A 15,235-nucleotide genomic window follows, 5' to 3' on the forward strand; every position below is an offset into this window, starting at 1 on the left:
CTCGGAGCGGCGGGACATCGCCGGGTCGTCCACGATCGCGGGACGTGCGCCACGCACGGATGCCGGCGACGCTCTGCGGCCCTACGCTGGACCCGCACGGAGGAGGATGCGATCTGCATGGGTGACGGGCACGCGTCCCGAAGGTCTGGACACCAGGACACACTCGCTGCCGAGTGGGAGACGCACCGGCCCGCGGTGTTCGGCGTGGCCTACCGGCTGCTGGGGAGTGTGGCCGATGCCGAGGACGTGGCCCAGGACGTGTGGCTGCGGGCGGCCGGGGCGGATCTGCACGAGGTCGCGGACCTGCGGGCCTGGCTGGTCACGGTGGCCGCGCGACGGTCGTACGACATCCTCAAGAGCGCGCGCTCGCGCCGGGAATCCTATGTCGGGCCATGGTTACCGGAACCGCTGGTGACCGGGCCGGACGCCTCGGAGCCGGTGCTCGTCGACGAGTCCGTCAGCACGGCGATGCTGCTGATCATGGAGGAATTGAGCCCACCGGAGCGGGTCGCCCTTGTCCTGCACGACGTCTTCGGGTTCGAGTTCGGCCGGATCGCGGAAGTGCTCGACGTCTCCGTACCCGGCTCCCGCCAGCTCGCCTCCCGGGCGCGACGGCGAGTGGCCCAGGCGAAGCAGTCCGCTCCGGGCGCGCCGAAGGAGGAACGCGAACGGCTGCTGGCGACCTTTCGCGCCGCCTACGAATCCGGGGACCTGACCGGCCTGGTCCGGCTCCTGCACCCGGACGCCGTCTACATCACCGACGGCGGCGGCAAGGTCACGGCGGCCCGCAAGGTCATCCGGGGTGCGGAGCGCATGGCCGACGTGATGGTGCGAGTGGGCCGGATGTGGCGACCCGACCACATCGGGTTCATCGAGGTGGGCGGCGAGCTCGCCCTCGTGTGCCATTGGCAGGGCCGCGTCTACTCCGTCGACACCGTGCAGATCACCGACGGCCTGATCACCGCGTACCGCAGGGTGATCAACCCGGACAAGCTTTCTCACGTCTGAGCTCGGCGTCGTACCCGCGGGAGCGGATCTCAGTGCGAATCACGCGGCACACCAGGGCCGCGGGAACCGTGCAGGAAATCGAAGTCCGCGCCCTGGTGCGCCTGCGTCACGTGGTGCGTGTAGAGCCACGTGTACCCGCTGACGTACGGCGATTCCGGCGCCGACCACTGCGCGCGCCGGGCCGCCAGCTCCTCGTCGGACACGTGCAGGGTCAGCGAACGCGCCGGGGTGTCCAGCGTGATCCGGTCGCCCGTGCGCACGAGGGCGAGCGGGCCACCCGCGGCGGACTCCGGGCTGACGTGCAGCACGACCGTGCCGTAGCCGGTGCCGGACATGCGGCCGTCGCAGATGCGCACGAGGTCGGTGACGCCGTCCTTGAGCAGCTTCGCCGGCAGCGGCACGTTGGCGACCTCCGGCATGCCCGGGTAGCCCTTCGGGCCGGCGCCGCGGATCACCAGGACGGTGTCGGCGGTGACGTCCAGATCCGGGTCGTCGGCGACGCGGTGGTAGTCCTCGGCGGTGTCGAACACCAGCGCCGGGCCGGTGTGCGTGAGCAGGTCCGGCGAGGCGGCCGACTGCTTGATCACCGCACCGTCCGGAGCGAGGTTCCCGGTCAGCACGGCCGTGCCCGAACCCGTCGGCTGGAACGGCTCGGTCACCGGGGTGATCACCTCGTCGTTCCAGCACTCGGCGCCGGACACGTTGTCCGCCAAGGACTTCCCGGTCACGGTGACCGTGCCGGGGCGTAGCAGGCCGGCTTCGGCCAGGCGCCGCACGACGACGGGCAGGCCGCCGGCGTAGCAGAAGTCCTCCATCAGGAACTTGCCCGACGGCATGAGGTTCACCAGCGTCGGCACGTCGCGGCCCAGCGCGTCGAAGTCCGCCATCTCCAGCGGCACGCCGACGCGGCCCGCGAGCGCCAGCAGGTGGATGATCGCGTTGGTGGAGCCGCCGATCGCCGCGTTCACCCGGATCGCGTTCTCGAACGCCTCGCGCGTCAGGATCGACGACGGCCGCAGCCCCTCGTCCACCATCGCCACGATCCGCTGCCCCGCCTCCTGCGCCGTCTCGAAGCGGCGCGCGTCGACGGCCGGCCACGTCGCCGAGCCGGGCAGCTGCATGCCCAGCGCCTCGGCGAGGCACGCCATCGTGGACGCGGTGCCCATGGTCATGCAGTGGCCGTTGGAGCGGGCCATGCAGCCCTCGGCGAAGAAGCACTCCTCCTGGCTCATGCGCCCGGCCTTGAGCTCCTCCTCGAACTTCCACACGTGCGTGCCGGACCCGACGTCCTCACCGCGGAACTTGCCGTTGAGCATCGGCCCGCCGGTCACCATCACCGCGGGCAGGTCCACGCTCGCCGCGCCCATCAGCATCGCCGGCGTGGTCTTGTCGCAACCGGACAGCAGCACCACGCCGTCGAGCGGGTTGGCGCGGATGAGCTCCTCGACCTCCATCGCCATCAGGTTGCGGTAGAGCATGGCGGTGGGGCGCATGAGCGTCTCGCCGGTGGCCATCGTCGGGAACGCCAGCGGGAACCCGCCGGCCTGCCACACCCCGCGTTTCACCGCCTCGGCCACGCGGGTGAGGTGCACGTTGCACGGCGCCAGCTCCGACGCGCTGGTCGCGATCCCGATCACGGGCCGGCCGTCGAACACGTCCGGGCCGAAGCCCTGCGACCGCATCCACGACCGGTGGATCATCCCGGCCCGGCCCGAGGCACCGAACCACGCCGCGCTGCGCCGTTCTCCGGCCTGCTCACCCACGCGAACCTCCTGTCGCCGACGGTGCGTGCCTCCTCACTCCACCGCAGACCACCCGGACGGGGCAAGTGATCAGCCCTTGACCGACCCGGTCAGCCCACCCACGATCCGCCGTTGCGCCGCCACGAAGAACCCCAGCGCCGGCACCATCGACAGCGCGGTGAACGCCAGCACCCGCGCCGTGTCCTGCGAGTACTGCGACTGGAACGTCGCCACGCCCAGCGGCAGCGTGAAGTGCGCGGTGTCGTTGAACACCAGCAGCGGCAGCAGGTAGGCGTTCCAGCTCGTGACGAACGCGAGCACCGCCACCGTGGTGAGCGCGGGCGCCGAGAGCGGCAGCATGATCCGCCAGAAGAACCCGAGCCGGCTCGCCCCGTCGAGCACCGCGGCGTCCTCGAGCTCCCCGGGCACGGCGTGCATGAAGGGCCGCAGGATCACGATCGTCACCGGCAGCGAGAACGCCGCCTCGGGGATCGCGACGCCCAGCGGGTTCTCCAGCAGCCCGAGCTGGCGCAACCACAGGTACAGCGGCAGCGTCGCGACGCCCAGCGGGAACAACAGCCCGAGCGTGAACAGCGCATACACGGCTTCACGGCCCTTGAACACGTAGCGGGACAACGCGAACGCCGCCATCGACCCCAGGCTCACGGCCAGCACCGTCGCGATCACCGCGATCAGCGCGCTGTTGCCGAGGAACCGCCAGAAGTCCGGTGACGTGATCACACTGCGGTAGTTGTCCCACACCCACGGCCCCGGCAGGCCCGCCGGGTCGCGGTTGAGCTGCCCGTTGGTGCGGAAGCCGCCAAGGGCGACGAACAGCAGCGGCACCACCGTGACCACCACGACGACGACCGCGGCCGCATAGCTCGCGACCAGGCCCCAGCGCCGGCCCGCCACGTCAGCTCACCGCCCGGGTCAGGGCACCTGCGGTGTCGCGGCGCAGCGCGAACCGTTGGTACACCAGCGCGAACACGAAGCAGATCGCGAACAGCACCACCGCGACGGCGCTGCCGAAGCCGAACTCGTAACGCTTGAACCCGTGGTCCACGAGGTAGCTGGCCATCGTGGTCGACGCGTTGGCCGGGCCGCCGAGCGTCATGATCCACACGAGGTCGAACAGCTGCAGCGAACCGATGACGCTCAGGAACACCCAGATCCGGATCGTCGGGCCCAGCAGCGGCAGCACCACGTGGCGCGTGGTCTGCCACGCGGTGGCGCCGTCCAGCGCGGCCGCTTCCCGCAGCTCCGGTGGCACGCCCTGCAAGCCCGCGAGCAGCAGGATGATGCCGAAGCCGAGGAACTTCCACGTCATGACCACGAACAGCGTGTACAGCACGATCCCCGGGTCCGCGAGCCACTGGTGCACGAGCCCGCCCAGGCCCGCACCGCGCAGCAGCTCGTCCACGAACCCGTTCGGCTGCAACATGAGCAGCCAGATCACGGCGGTGATCGCCTCCGACAGCACGTACGGCGCGAACACGACCATCCGCAGCACCGTCCGGCCCTTGAGCTTGCGGTCCAGCAGCAGCGCGAGGCCGATGCTCAGCGGCAGCTGGATCACGATGGAGAGCACGGCGATGATCACGTTGTGCCCGATCGCGCCGCGGAACACCGCGCCGCCGAACGCGTCGGCGTAGTTCTGCAGCCCGACGAAGTCGGTGAGCGGGCCGAACCCGTTCCACGAGTACAGGCTGTAGTACACCGCGATGCCGATCGGCACGAGCACGAACCCGGCGAACAGCGCCAGCGCCGGGCCGAGCAGCAGCGCCAGCTCCAGCCGGGTGCGGCCCCGGCGCCGCGCGGGGCGCTCGCGTGCACTGTGGACGGTCCGCGCGAGCGGCCGCGGCGGGGCGGGAGCCGCCATCACTTGTTCCCGGTGGCGGCCTGGTTCACGGCCTGCACCACCGCTTCCGGGTTGCCCTGTCCCGCGAACAGGTTCGCGACGGCGTCGTTGAGCGCCTGCCCGACGGCGGTCGGGAACGCGCGGTCGAAGTACATCTGCACGGACGAGGCCTTGCGCGTCTGCTCCGCCACGGACTTGAGCGACTCGTTCTTCAACGACGCCACCGCGTCCGCGTTCACCGGCAGGCCCGAGCCGGCCTCGGCGATCTTCTGCTGCACGGGTGTGCTCGTGAGGTACTGCAGGAACCCGGCGCACGCGGCCGCCGCGCGCGTCGTGCACGAGAACCCGTCGCCGCCGCCGAGCAGCACGGCGGGGTCACCCGCGGCGCCGGGCACGGACGGGAACGGGAACCAGCCGAGCTTGCTGTCGAGATCCTTGTCGTCGGTGAGCGAGGACATCGTGCTCGGGTCCCAGTCGCCCTGCAGTTCCATCGCGGCCTTGCCGTTGGCGACGAGCCCGGCCGAGCTGCCGGCGCCCTGCTGGGCCGGCGTGCCGTTGAAGCCGGTCTGGAACGGCTGCGTCGCGAGGAAGCCCTGCAGGTCCTGGCCGGCCTTGACCCAGCACGGGTTCTGCAGCTTCACCGCCGCTATCTCGTCCTTGAGCACCTGCGGCGAGCACTCGCGCACGGCGAAGTAGTCGTAGTAGAACGCGTCGGGCCAGCGGTCCTTGCCGCCGAGCGCGATGGGTGCGATACCCGCGGTCTTCAGCTTGCCGACGGCGGCGTTGAAGTCCGCCATGGTCGTCGGCGGCGCCGTGATCCCGGCCTGCGCGAACAGATCCTTGCGGTACCAGAACCCGACGACGTGCTGCACGTACGGCACGCCGTACTGCTTCCCGCCGACCTGCCAGCCCTGCGCCATCGAGCCCAGTCCCCCGATCCAGCCCTGCACCGACGACGTCAGGTCCGCCACGCGGCCCGATTCGACCTGGGAAGCCTCGTCCCCGCCGCCCCACTGCTGGTAGAGGTCCGGCGGCGTGTTCGACTGCAACGCCAGCGGCACCTTGGTGGGGAACTCCTCGTTCTGGATCGGCTGCACCGTGAACGACACGTCCGGATGCGCCTTGTGGTAGTCGTCGGCGACCTGCTGCCACAGCGAGCGCACGGGCTCCGCGGTGCCGTTGTGCCACCAGGTCAGCGTGACCGGTCCCGACGCGGCGGCCGGGCCCTCGTCGCCACCTCCCCCGCACGCGGAGAGCACGAGCGCGGCTGTCGCGACGAGCGCGGCGAGGGGAATTCTCCGGCTGGGACGCATGGCGGATCCACTCCTGACGACTTCGGCCGAGTTGGACGGGGCGTGACGGTGCCCGGGATGGCGAAGAGTCTGCGCGCCCGAAATTCCCGTGTCAATCGTTGTCGATAACGTTTTACATCGCTAGTCTGTGCCGGTGCAGCCTCGTTCCCGTGTCACGATCCGTGACGTCGCCGCCCGTGCCGGAGTGTCGGTCGCGACGGTCTCGAAGGTGATCAACCAGCGCTACGGCGTCGCCGCCGACACGTTCGCGCGCGTCCGCGCCGTGATCGACGAGCTGGGGTACGAGGCGAGCCTCGTGGCGCAGAGCCTGCGCAACCACAAGACCAACGTCATCGGCATCCTCGTGGCCGATCTCGAGCCGTTTTCCACCGAGCTGCTCAAGGGTGCGGCCGACGCGATCCGCGGCACCGGGTTCGAGCTCGTCGTGTACTCGGCGGGCGGGCGCACCGGCGATCCGGAGGGCTGGGAGCGCCGGTACCTCTCGCGCCTGAGCGGCACGCTCGTCGACGGCGCCGTGCTCGTCACGCCCGCGGCCGAGCTCGAAGGCCTGCCCGGGACTCCCGTCGTGGCAGTGGATCCGCACACCGGGCGTTCGCCGTTGCCGGCGATCGTCTCCGACAACCTGCGCGGCGCGCAGCTGGCGACCGAGCACCTGCTGACGCTCGGGCACCGGCGGATCGCGCTGCTCGCGGGCCGGCCGGACCTGCAATCCGCCCAGCTGCGCGAGACCGGCTACCGGCGCGCGCTGGCCGCGGCCGGCGTCGAGGTGGACGAAACCCTGGTCGTCGCGGGTGACTACGACGGCGAGCTGGCGGGCGCGTCGGCACGGGAGCTGCTGACGCGTCCCGACCGGCCCACGGCCGTGTTCGCCGCCAACGACACCTCCGCCCTCGCGACCCTGGACGCCGCTTCGGCACTGGGCCTGCGCGTGCCGGACGACGTGTCGGTGGTCGGCTTCGACAACATCCCCGAGTCGGCCCTGTGCACTCCCCCGCTGACCACGGTGCAGCAGCCCATCCGCGAGATGGGCCACCGTGCCATCACCGTCCTCATCGGACTCATCAACGGCGAACCCGAGGAGCGTGAGCCCGTGGTGCTCGACACGGAACTGGTGGTGCGCTCGTCGAGCGCCGCGCCGCGGGCGGGCTCGTGACGACCGAGACCGCGCCCGAACCCTGGCGCGACCCGCGGCTGCCCGTGGCCGAGCGCGTGCGCGACCTCGTCGCGCGGATGACCACGCGGGAAAAAGTGGCGCAGCTGTCCGGGATCTGGGTCGGCATGGACTCCGGCGGCGAGGTCGCGCCGCACCAGCACGACTTCGCCCACGACCCGCCGGACTGGGACGCGCTCGTGCCGCACGGGGTCGGGCAGCTGACCCGCGCGTTCGGCACGCGGCCGGTCGATCCGGAGATCGGCGCGCGGGGCCTCGCGCGGACGCAGGAGGAGATCGTGACGCGCGGGCGCTTCGGCATCCCCGCGGTGGTGCACGAGGAATGCCTCACGGGCCTGGCGGCCTGGCAGGCCACGGTGTACCCGGCGCCGCTGTGCTGGGGCGCGAGCTTCGACCCGGATCTGGTGGGGCGCATGGCTTTCCGCATCGGGGAGACCATGCGGGCGCTCGGCGTGCACCAGGGGCTGGCGCCGGTGCTGGACGTGGCGCGGGACCTGCGCTGGGGCCGCGTCGAGGAGACCATCGGTGAGGACCCGTACCTCGTGGGCACGATCGGCGCGGCCTACGTCGCCGGGCTCGAGTCGGCCGGGATCGTCGCGACGCTCAAGCACTTCGCGGGCTACTCCGCGTCCAAGGCCGGGCGCAACCTCGCGCCGGTGTCGGTCGGGCCGCGTGAGCTGGCCGACGTGCTGCTGCCGCCGTTCGAGCACGCGCTGCGCGCCGGGGCGCGATCGGTGATGAACTCCTACACCGACCTCGACGGGCTGCCGGCCGCGGCCGACCCGCAACTGTTCACCACGCTGCTGCGCGAACGCTTCGGGTTCACCGGCACCGTGGTGTCCGACTACTTCTCCGTGGCGTTCCTGCACGCCCTGCACCACGTCGCCACCGGACCGGCGGACGCGGCGGGGCAGGCGCTGACCGCGGGCATCGACGTCGAACTGCCCACAGTGGACTGTTACGGCCCGCCGCTCGTGGCCGCGCTGGCCGACGGCACCGTCGACGAGTCCCTGGTGGACCGTGCGCTGCACCGCGTGCTGACGCAGAAGTTCGAGCTGGGCCTGCTGGACCCCGGCTGGTCGCCCCACCCGGCCGGGACCGAGCTGGACGACGCCGGGTCGCGGGCGCTCGCCCGGGAGCTCGCCGAGCGGTCGGTGGTGCTGCTGTCGAACACCGGAGCGTTGCCGCTGCGTTCCGGTGTTCGGCTGGCGGTCGTGGGCCCGCGCGCGGACGAACCGGGCGCGATGCTCGGCTGCTACTCGTTCCCGATGCACGTCGGTGTCCACCACCCGGACGTGCCGTTCGGGCTCGACGTGCCCACGGTCGCCGAGGCGCTGCGGGAGTCGTTCGACGTCACCTTCGCCGCGGGCTGCGGCGTCACCGGCGGCACGGACGCCGATCTCGCCGAAGCCGTCGAGGTGGCCGCGGCGGCGGATGTCTGCGTCGCCGTGCTCGGCGACCGGGCGGGCCTGTTCGGAGGCGGCACGTCCGGCGAAGGCTGCGACGCCGCCGACCTGCGGCTGCCCGGCCGGCAGGAGGAGCTGCTCGAAGCGGTGCTGGCGACGGGCACGCCCGTGGTGCTGGTGCTGCTGTCCGGCCGGCCCTACGAGCTGTCGCGCCAGGTCGAGCGCCTGGCGGCCGTCGTGTGCGGGTTCTACCCCGGGGAAGAGGGCGCGGCGGCGCTCGCCGGGGTGCTCACCGGCCGGGTCGAGCCGTCCGGCCGCCTGCCGGTGAGCTTCCCGGCCGCCGGGGCGGCCCAGCCGTCGACCTACCTCGGCGCGGCGCTGGCCGCGCGCAGCGACGTCAGCTCGGTCGACCCCACGCCCCTGTTCCCGTTCGGCCACGGCCTCGCCTACCACCCGGCCACCTGGGTCTCGGTCACCGGCGCCACCGTGTGGCCGGCGGATGGCTCGTGCCGGGTGAGCGTGACGCTGCACAACCCCCACGACACGGAGATCTCGGAAGTCGTGCAGGTCTACCTCCACGACCCGGTCGCCGAGGTCGCGCGCCCGCTGCGGCAGCTGATCGCCGCGCCGCGCGTGACGCTCCCGCCCGGGCAGACCCGCGTGGCGCACCTGGACCTGCACGCGGACCTCACGTCCTACACCGGCCGGGCCCGCGACCGGATCGTCGACACCGGGGCCGTGGAGCTGCACGTGGGCCCGTCGAGCGCTGTAGCGCACACCGTTCTGGCGGTGCCGGTCACGGGATCGCGGCGCGTGGTGGGCTTCGACCGCGTGCTCCAGCCGCTGGTCACGGTGGTCCCGGGCTGACCATTCGCTGATAACTCGCTGAGAACTCCGGCAAACGGGACACTCCGCGGGCGCTCCCGGCGTTGAGCCAGGTGAACGACCCACCCTGAGGAGTGTGTGATGAGCCTGATCGGAACGCTGGTCGGGTACGTGCTGACCCTGTTCATCCTCGCGCTGATCGCGCGCATGATCCTGGACTGGACGCGCCTGGCGACCACCGGGCCGGTGTGGCTCGGGAAGGCGCGCTACTACAGCCACCGCGTGACCGAGCCCGTGATCGCGCCCGTGCGCCGCGTGCTGCGGCCCGTGCGCGCCGGCGGGCTGTCGATCGACCTCGCGTTCACCGTCGTGTTCTTCGCGGCGCTGATCGTGCGGTCGATCGCGTTCGCCCTGTGACGGCTGCCCCTCGCCGCCCGGGCGAGGGGCAGCACCTTTCCCGTGCGCGAAATCGGTCCGGATGCCGGGAAAACACCACCTCGTCCCGCTTCCTGGTACGGCTACCGATCGGAGGCCGGGGTGGGTGATAGTCGGCTGGTGACCCAGGTGCTCCCCGTTCTCCCGCAGACCGCCCCGCCGGACCCCGAGCCCGCCGCCGGCCGGGTGCTCTACCGCGACGCCGTGGTCGCTCCCCTGCTCGGCTACCGGCCGCTGCTGCTCGACCTGGCCGTGCCGGCCGGTCCGCCGCCGCCCACCGGGTGGCCGGTGGTGGTGTTCGTCCACGGCGGCGCGTTCGCCCTGGGTTCGCCCAAGCACGCGCCACTCGGCCGGTACCTCGCCCAACGGTTGCCCGCGGCCGGGTTCGCCGTGGGCCTGGTCCACTTCAGACACAGCCGCGAAGCGGTGTACCCAGCGCAGCTGCACGACGTGAAGGCCGCGGTGCGCTGGCTGCGGCACCACCACGCGACGCTCGCGCTGGACCCGGACCGGTTCGCCGCGTGGGGCCACGCCGCGGGCGGGCACCTCGCGGTGATGCTCGCCGTGACCGGCGGCCGGCCCGAGCTGGAAGGCGACGTCGGCGTGCTCGGCCCGGACTCCGGCGTGCAGGCGGCCGTGGCGTGGAGCCCGCCGTCGGACTTCACGCGGCTGCCGCCGCCCCCGCCGAGCTCACCGTTCCACGCCACCGGCGAAGACCCGCACGCGTGGCTGCTCGGCGGCGCGCCCGCGCAGCACCCGGCGCTCGCCGCCGCGGCCAGCCCGCTCACGCACGTGAGCGAGTCCGCCGCGCCGCTGCTGGTCGTGCACGGCACCGCCGACGACGTCGTGCCCATCACCCAGAGCGAAACCCTCGTCGCCACCTACTGGCAGGCCGGCGCCGACGCCGAGTTCGCGTGGCTCGAGGACGTCGGGCACGTCTACGGGCTCGGTACCCGCGAACGCATGACCACCCGGGGACTCGGCTTCCTGCGCGAACAGCTCGGTGCCCCGGGCGCGAGAGCCCGAGGCACCGACGGTAACTGAGAACTACAGCTGCACACCCCGCGACAGGGCACCGTCGACGACCAGGTTCGTCCCGGTGATGAACGACGCCTGCGGGCTCGCCAGCATGGTCACCGCGTACGCGATCTCTTCCGGCGTGCCCATGCGGCCCATCGGGTTGAGGCCGAGCGCGGTGTTGAACAGCTCCGGATTGCCGCTTTCGGTGCTGTGCCAGATGCCGCCCTCGAAGTAGGTGTTGCCGGGCGACACGGTGTTGGCGCGGATGCCCTTCGGGGCCAGCTGGAACGCCAGGCCCTGGATGTAGTGCACGACCGCGGCCTTCATCGTCCCGTAGGCGGGGGCGGCGAAGTCGATCTCGCGCCCGGAAACGCTGGAGATCGCGATGATCGAGCCGGCGTCGCTGCGTTCCAGGTGCGGCAGCGCAGTCTCCGCGACGCGCACGGTGTGCATGAGGTCGACTTCGAAGCTGGCGCGCCAGTTCTCCTCGGTCGGGCCGATGGACAGGGCGCTGACGTTCGCCACCACGATGTCGAGGCCGCCGAGGTCGGTCGCGGCGCGCTCGACCCACGCGGTCAGCGCGTCGGCGTCGGCGACGTCCACCGCCTCGCCCGACACGGTCGCGCCGCCGTCGCGAAACTCCTTCTCCGTGGCGCGGACCTCGGATTCGGTGCGTGCGCAGAACGCCACCGCAGCGCCCTCGCCCGCGAGCGCGGCGACGACCGCGCGCCCGATCCCCTTGGTACCGCCGGTCACCAGGGCTTTGCGCCCGGCCAGCCGCAGATCCATGCGTTTTCCTCCTAGAGCTTCGCGGCCTGCTCGCGCAGGTACCGGTGCATTCCGCCGTAGGCCTCGCCCGTGGGCAGCAAGCGCTTGGCGATCTTGGTGACGGCGCTGTAGTTCGCGTCGACGACATTGGCCAGCGGGGCCTGGCTGATCTGCGTGAGCAGCTGGTAGGCGTCGAGCGGGTCGAGCCCGTAGAGCTCGCCGAGCCAGCCGATCATGCCGTGCTGACTGGAGCGCCACGCGTCCTCCAGCGGACGCGAGGACGCGACGACCACGTAGTTCTCGTCCTGCTCGATGCGCGGCCACACCGGCGCGCCGCCCTTGATCAGCTCCACGATCAGCGTCACGTTCATGGCGCCTTCCACGGCCGTGCCGCAGGCCTCGCCCTCGCCCTGGCGGTAGTGCCCATCGCCGACCGAGAACAACGCACCCGGCACGTTCACGCCGAGGTAACAGGTGGCACCCGCCTTCATCTCCGGCGTGTCCATGTTGCCGCCGAACATGTCCGGTACCAAGGAGGTGCGGACCTCCCGCCCGGCGGGCGCGACACCCACCGTGCCGAGCATCGGCTCCAACGGCAGGTCCACGCGGAAGTCGCCGCGCAGCGCCTCGAACACCACGACCTGCTTCTCGCGGTCGAGCTGGTAGATCCAGGTCAGCTCGGGCAGCGGCCCGTGCAGCATCGCCGTGCGGTCGGTGGCCGTCAGCCCGCCGAAGAACGGGATGGTCGCCGACGCCGCCCAGTCGCGCGCCGGTTCCAGGTCCACGAAGTGCAGCGCCAGTGTGTCACCGGGTTCCGCGCCGTCCACAAAGAACGGTCCCGTCTGCGGGTTGACCTCCCGCATGTCGAGCTTCTCACTCGGCTTGTCCGACGCGCTCTGCAACCGGCCGCTGAACGCGTCCTCGGTCCAGAGTTTCAACACCGTGCCGGGCTTCACCGTCCGGATCGGGGCGACCCCGCCGAAGGTCCACGCGTACTGCTCGCGCTCGGGGGTGAACTCGACGATCTCCACACTGGCTCCTCATGCCGAAGGCTGCACACGACCGGCCCCCCGCCGCGGTCGATCTTGCCCACCCGCGCGGCCGCGGGCAAGTCAGCGCGCCGGTGTGCGCAACGGGGTTAGCATGGAATGCCTGACGTGACGGGCAGACCCAACGCCGCGCCAAACCTGTTCACCGGAGAACGAGGAAGGCGGCCAGAAGATCATGGCGGGCAACAAGGCAGTCAGCTACGTGGGACCGGGCAAGGTCGAGGTCGAGACGATCGAGTATCCCGGGTTCGTGCTCAGGGACGGGCCGGGGGTGAACCCGGCGAACGTAGGCCGGGAAACCCAGCACGGTGTGATCCTGAAGAACGTCGCGACCAACATCTGCGGCTCCGACCAGCACATGGTCCGCGGCCGCACGACTGCACCGCAGGGGCTGGTGCTGGGCCATGAGATCACCGGAGAGGTGATCGAGACCGGCCGCGACGTGGAGTTCATCAAGGTGGGCGACCTGGTTTCGGTGCCCTTCAACATCGCGTGCGGACGCTGCCGCAACTGCAAGGCAGGCAAGACGGGCATCTGCCTGAACGTGAACCCGGACCGGCCGGGTTCGGCCTACGGTTACGTCGACATGGGCGGCTGGGTCGGCGGTCAGGCGGAGTACGTGATGGTGCCCTACGCGGACTGGAACCTGTTGAAATTCCCGGACCGCGACCAGGCGATGGAGAAGATCCTGGACCTCACGATGCTCTCGGACATCTTCCCGACCGGCTTCCACGGCTGCGTCACGGCGGGGGTCACCGTGGGGTCGACGGTCTACGTGGCGGGTGCCGGTCCGGTCGGGCTGGCCGCGGCCGCGTCGGCGCAGCTGCTCGGCGCCGCTGTGGTGGTCGTGGGTGACCTCAACGCCGAACGGCTCGCGCAGGCCCGCAGCTTCGGCTGCGAGACCGTGGACGTGTCGAAGGGCGACCCGAAGGACCAGCTCGCCGCCATCCTGGGCGAGCCGGAGGTCGACTGCGGTGTCGACGCCGTCGGGTTCGAGGCGCGCGGACACGGCAAGGAGTCGGCCACCGAGCACCCGGCGGAGGTGCTCAACTCCCTGATGGACCTCACCCGCGCCGGCGGGGCACTGGGCATCCCCGGCCTGTACGTGACGGGTGATCCCGGGGCCGGCGACGAGGCGGCTCGCCAGGGCTCGCTGTCGATCCGGATCGGGCTGGGCTGGGCGAAGTCGCATTCGTTCACCACAGGCCAGTGCCCGGTGATGAAGTACCACCGGCAGCTGATGATGGCGATCCTGCACGACCGCGTGCAGATCGCGAAGGCCGTGAACGCGACGCCGATCAGCCTCGGCGACGCGCCGCGCGGCTACCACGAGTTCGACCAGGGCGCGGCGCGCAAGTACGTGCTGGACCCGCACGGAATGCTCAACTGAGCACGGTCCCGGTGGAGTGGCGCTCTCGCCCGTGCCGCTCCACCGGCTCGGCTCAGACCTTGGCCAGGGCTTCGGCCTGGTCCGGCAGGGGCTTTTCGAGAGCGGCGCCGTAGACGGCGATCTTCATCCGGATGTGCTCCTGGTGCCCGCGCAGCCGGTCGATCTGCTCGGCCACGCGCGTCTCGTGCTCCTGCAGCACGGCGAGGCGTTCGGCCTGGGTGCCGTCGCCCTCGCGCAGCAGCTCGACGTAGCGCAGCATCTCCGCGATCGGCATCTCGGTGTCGCGCAGGCAGCGCAGCAGGTGCAGGAACCGCAGGTCGTCCTCGGTGAAGCGGCGGCGCCCGCCCGCGGTGCGGCGGACGTCGCGCAGCAGGCCGATGCGTTCGTAGTAGCGCAGCGTGTCGATGCTGAAGCCGGTCCGGGCGGTCACTTCGGCGGGTGAGTAGGAATCCACCCGTCCAGACTCCCACCTGGAGCGCGCTCCAGGTCAAGCTCCAGGTCCGGGACATGCCCGGGATCTCGGTCCGGGCTGTCACCTCAGGGGTGCTTGCGGTTCGTCGGCGAGCCGGTGGCGCCGGACCGCCGGCCGCGGTGCTCGACCGGCTCACGGAGGTGAGCCCACGGGCGCCGCCCTTCCTGCATCCTTGCCCGGCTGCGGTGGGGGTCAGGCCTCGTCGCCGATCCGGTCCACTGTGGACGCCGGGCCGAACTCCGACTCGAAGCGCGCCAGCAGGTCGGCCAGCAGGGTGTTGAGGGCGGCCAGGCGGCCGGGTTCGAGAGCACCGGCGAAGAGATCGCGTTCGTCGTCGGTGCGTTGTTTCGTGGCGGCGGCCCAGCGGGCGCGGCCCTTGCGGGTGAGGCGGATCGGGCGGCTGCGGCCGTCGGCGGCCGCGACGCGTTCGACCAGGCCCGCACGGGCCAGGCGGTCGATCCGGACACTGACGGTGCCCGAGGTGACGCCCAGCAGGTCACCGAGCTCCTTGGGCGTGAGCACGGGCGGCTCGCCGGAGCGGTGCAATGCCGAGAGGGCCTGCCAGTCGCCGGGGGTGAGGTCGTGGGCGGCGGCCGCGCGGCCCAGCACCTGCTCGAACTGCCGCGACAACCGCCCGATCCGCTGGCGCGCGGCCTCGACGTCCGCGTCGACCCCGGCGGGCATCACGCGCAGCCACGCCGCGAGGCCGGCGCCGACCGAGTCCTGGTCCACTGGACACTCCCTTGAGCCTCAAGGTAGTTTGGTTTGAGTATCA

General features: G+C 71.7%; 14 protein-coding genes. 6 read left to right on the plus strand and 8 right to left on the minus strand.

What is annotated here, in order from left to right; translation table 11 throughout:
- Positions 1-117 precede the first annotated feature (117 nt).
- Positions 118-1,008: an RNA polymerase sigma factor SigJ gene (gene sigJ / locus ACQPXB_RS28885; RefSeq protein ID WP_366583610.1), complete on the plus strand. Its 891-nt coding sequence runs from the start codon at positions 118-120 to the stop codon at positions 1,006-1,008.
- A gap of 29 nt (positions 1,009-1,037) precedes the next feature.
- Here the strand turns inward: sigJ and ACQPXB_RS28890 are convergent, their stop codons facing one another.
- The 4 genes from ACQPXB_RS28890 to ACQPXB_RS28905 form a co-directional block, all read right to left on the minus strand.
- Positions 1,038-2,771 carry an IlvD/Edd family dehydratase gene (locus ACQPXB_RS28890; protein ID WP_432845126.1) on the minus strand — a complete coding sequence of 578 codons (1,734 nt, stop codon included), beginning with the start codon at positions 2,769-2,771 and terminating at the stop codon, positions 1,038-1,040.
- Between the two features lie 69 nt (positions 2,772-2,840).
- Positions 2,841-3,665, minus strand: a complete 825-nt coding sequence (locus ACQPXB_RS28895; protein WP_432845127.1) for a carbohydrate ABC transporter permease — start codon at positions 3,663-3,665, stop codon at positions 2,841-2,843.
- A 1-nt stretch (position 3,666) separates the two neighbouring features.
- Positions 3,667-4,632 (minus strand): carbohydrate ABC transporter permease, encoded by a 966-nt coding sequence (locus ACQPXB_RS28900; RefSeq protein WP_432845128.1) that lies wholly within the window; start codon positions 4,630-4,632, stop codon positions 3,667-3,669.
- Positions 4,632-5,924: an extracellular solute-binding protein gene (locus tag ACQPXB_RS28905; RefSeq protein ID WP_432845129.1), complete on the minus strand. Its 1,293-nt coding sequence runs from the start codon at positions 5,922-5,924 to the stop codon at positions 4,632-4,634. The genes ACQPXB_RS28900 and ACQPXB_RS28905 overlap by 1 nt, the downstream gene beginning before the upstream one ends.
- A 133-nt stretch (positions 5,925-6,057) precedes the next feature.
- On the opposite strand from ACQPXB_RS28905, the gene ACQPXB_RS28910 reads away from it, so the two are divergent.
- From ACQPXB_RS28910 to ACQPXB_RS28925, 4 genes are all read left to right on the plus strand, one after another.
- The gene (locus ACQPXB_RS28910) at positions 6,058-7,077 is read left to right on the plus strand and encodes a LacI family DNA-binding transcriptional regulator (protein ID WP_366583605.1); all 1,020 of its coding nucleotides are present in this window, start codon (positions 6,058-6,060) and stop codon (positions 7,075-7,077) included.
- Positions 7,074-9,368 (plus strand): beta-glucosidase, encoded by a 2,295-nt coding sequence (locus ACQPXB_RS28915; RefSeq protein ID WP_432845130.1) that lies wholly within the window; start codon positions 7,074-7,076, stop codon positions 9,366-9,368. Before ACQPXB_RS28910 ends, ACQPXB_RS28915 begins: the two co-directional genes overlap by 4 nt.
- 99 nt (positions 9,369-9,467) lie before the next feature.
- Positions 9,468-9,743, plus strand: coding sequence for a YggT family protein (locus ACQPXB_RS28920; RefSeq protein ID WP_366583603.1), 276 nt, complete (start codon positions 9,468-9,470; stop codon positions 9,741-9,743).
- Positions 9,744-9,881: 138 nt separating this feature from the next.
- The gene (locus ACQPXB_RS28925) at positions 9,882-10,805 is read left to right on the plus strand and encodes an alpha/beta hydrolase (RefSeq protein ID WP_366583602.1); all 924 of its coding nucleotides are present in this window, start codon (positions 9,882-9,884) and stop codon (positions 10,803-10,805) included.
- Between the two features lie 3 nt (positions 10,806-10,808).
- On the opposite strand, the gene ACQPXB_RS28930 is transcribed toward ACQPXB_RS28925, so the two are convergent.
- Together ACQPXB_RS28930 and ACQPXB_RS28935 are read right to left on the minus strand one after the other, a co-directional pair.
- On the minus strand, positions 10,809-11,570 hold the full coding sequence (locus ACQPXB_RS28930) for an SDR family NAD(P)-dependent oxidoreductase (RefSeq protein ID WP_366583601.1): 762 nt from the start codon (positions 11,568-11,570) through the stop codon (positions 10,809-10,811).
- A gap of 11 nt (positions 11,571-11,581) precedes the next feature.
- Complete coding sequence (locus tag ACQPXB_RS28935; RefSeq protein ID WP_432845131.1) at positions 11,582-12,580, minus strand: acetamidase/formamidase family protein; 999 nt, start codon at positions 12,578-12,580, stop codon at positions 11,582-11,584.
- 193 nt (positions 12,581-12,773) lie between these two features.
- Between ACQPXB_RS28935 and fdhA the strand changes: the two genes are divergently transcribed.
- On the plus strand, positions 12,774-13,988 hold the full coding sequence (gene fdhA, locus ACQPXB_RS28940; RefSeq protein WP_432845132.1) for a formaldehyde dehydrogenase, glutathione-independent: 1,215 nt from the start codon (positions 12,774-12,776) through the stop codon (positions 13,986-13,988).
- Between the two features lie 52 nt (positions 13,989-14,040).
- Here the strand turns inward: fdhA and ACQPXB_RS28945 are convergent, their stop codons facing one another.
- Both ACQPXB_RS28945 and ACQPXB_RS28950 read right to left on the minus strand, forming a co-directional pair.
- Positions 14,041-14,442, minus strand: coding sequence for a MerR family transcriptional regulator (locus ACQPXB_RS28945; RefSeq protein ID WP_432845133.1), 402 nt, complete (start codon positions 14,440-14,442; stop codon positions 14,041-14,043).
- A 210-nt stretch (positions 14,443-14,652) separates the two neighbouring features.
- Complete coding sequence (locus ACQPXB_RS28950) at positions 14,653-15,192, minus strand: MarR family winged helix-turn-helix transcriptional regulator (RefSeq protein ID WP_366583597.1); 540 nt, start codon at positions 15,190-15,192, stop codon at positions 14,653-14,655.
- Positions 15,193-15,235 lie beyond the last annotated feature (43 nt).

Origin of the sequence: Amycolatopsis sp. CA-161197, assembly GCF_050942255.1 — a bacterium.
Classification (GTDB): Bacteria; Actinomycetota; Actinomycetes; order Mycobacteriales; family Pseudonocardiaceae; genus Amycolatopsis.

Bases quoted from the DNA above. Each gene is read 5' to 3' on its own strand.
- ACQPXB_RS28930 (WP_366583601.1), bottom strand. From the start codon at position 11,570: ATGGATCTGCGGCTGGCCGGGCGCAAAGCCCTGGTGACCGGCGGTACC.
- ACQPXB_RS28905 (WP_432845129.1), bottom strand. From the start codon at position 5,924: ATGCGTCCCAGCCGGAGAATTCCCCTCGCCGCGCTCGTCGCGACAGCC.
- ACQPXB_RS28900 (WP_432845128.1), bottom strand. From the start codon at position 4,632: ATGGCGGCTCCCGCCCCGCCGCGGCCGCTCGCGCGGACCGTCCACAGT.
- fdhA (WP_432845132.1), top strand. From the start codon at position 12,774: ATGGCGGGCAACAAGGCAGTCAGCTACGTGGGACCGGGCAAGGTCGAG.
- sigJ (WP_366583610.1), top strand. From the start codon at position 118: ATGGGTGACGGGCACGCGTCCCGAAGGTCTGGACACCAGGACACACTC.
- ACQPXB_RS28920 (WP_366583603.1), top strand. From the start codon at position 9,468: ATGAGCCTGATCGGAACGCTGGTCGGGTACGTGCTGACCCTGTTCATC.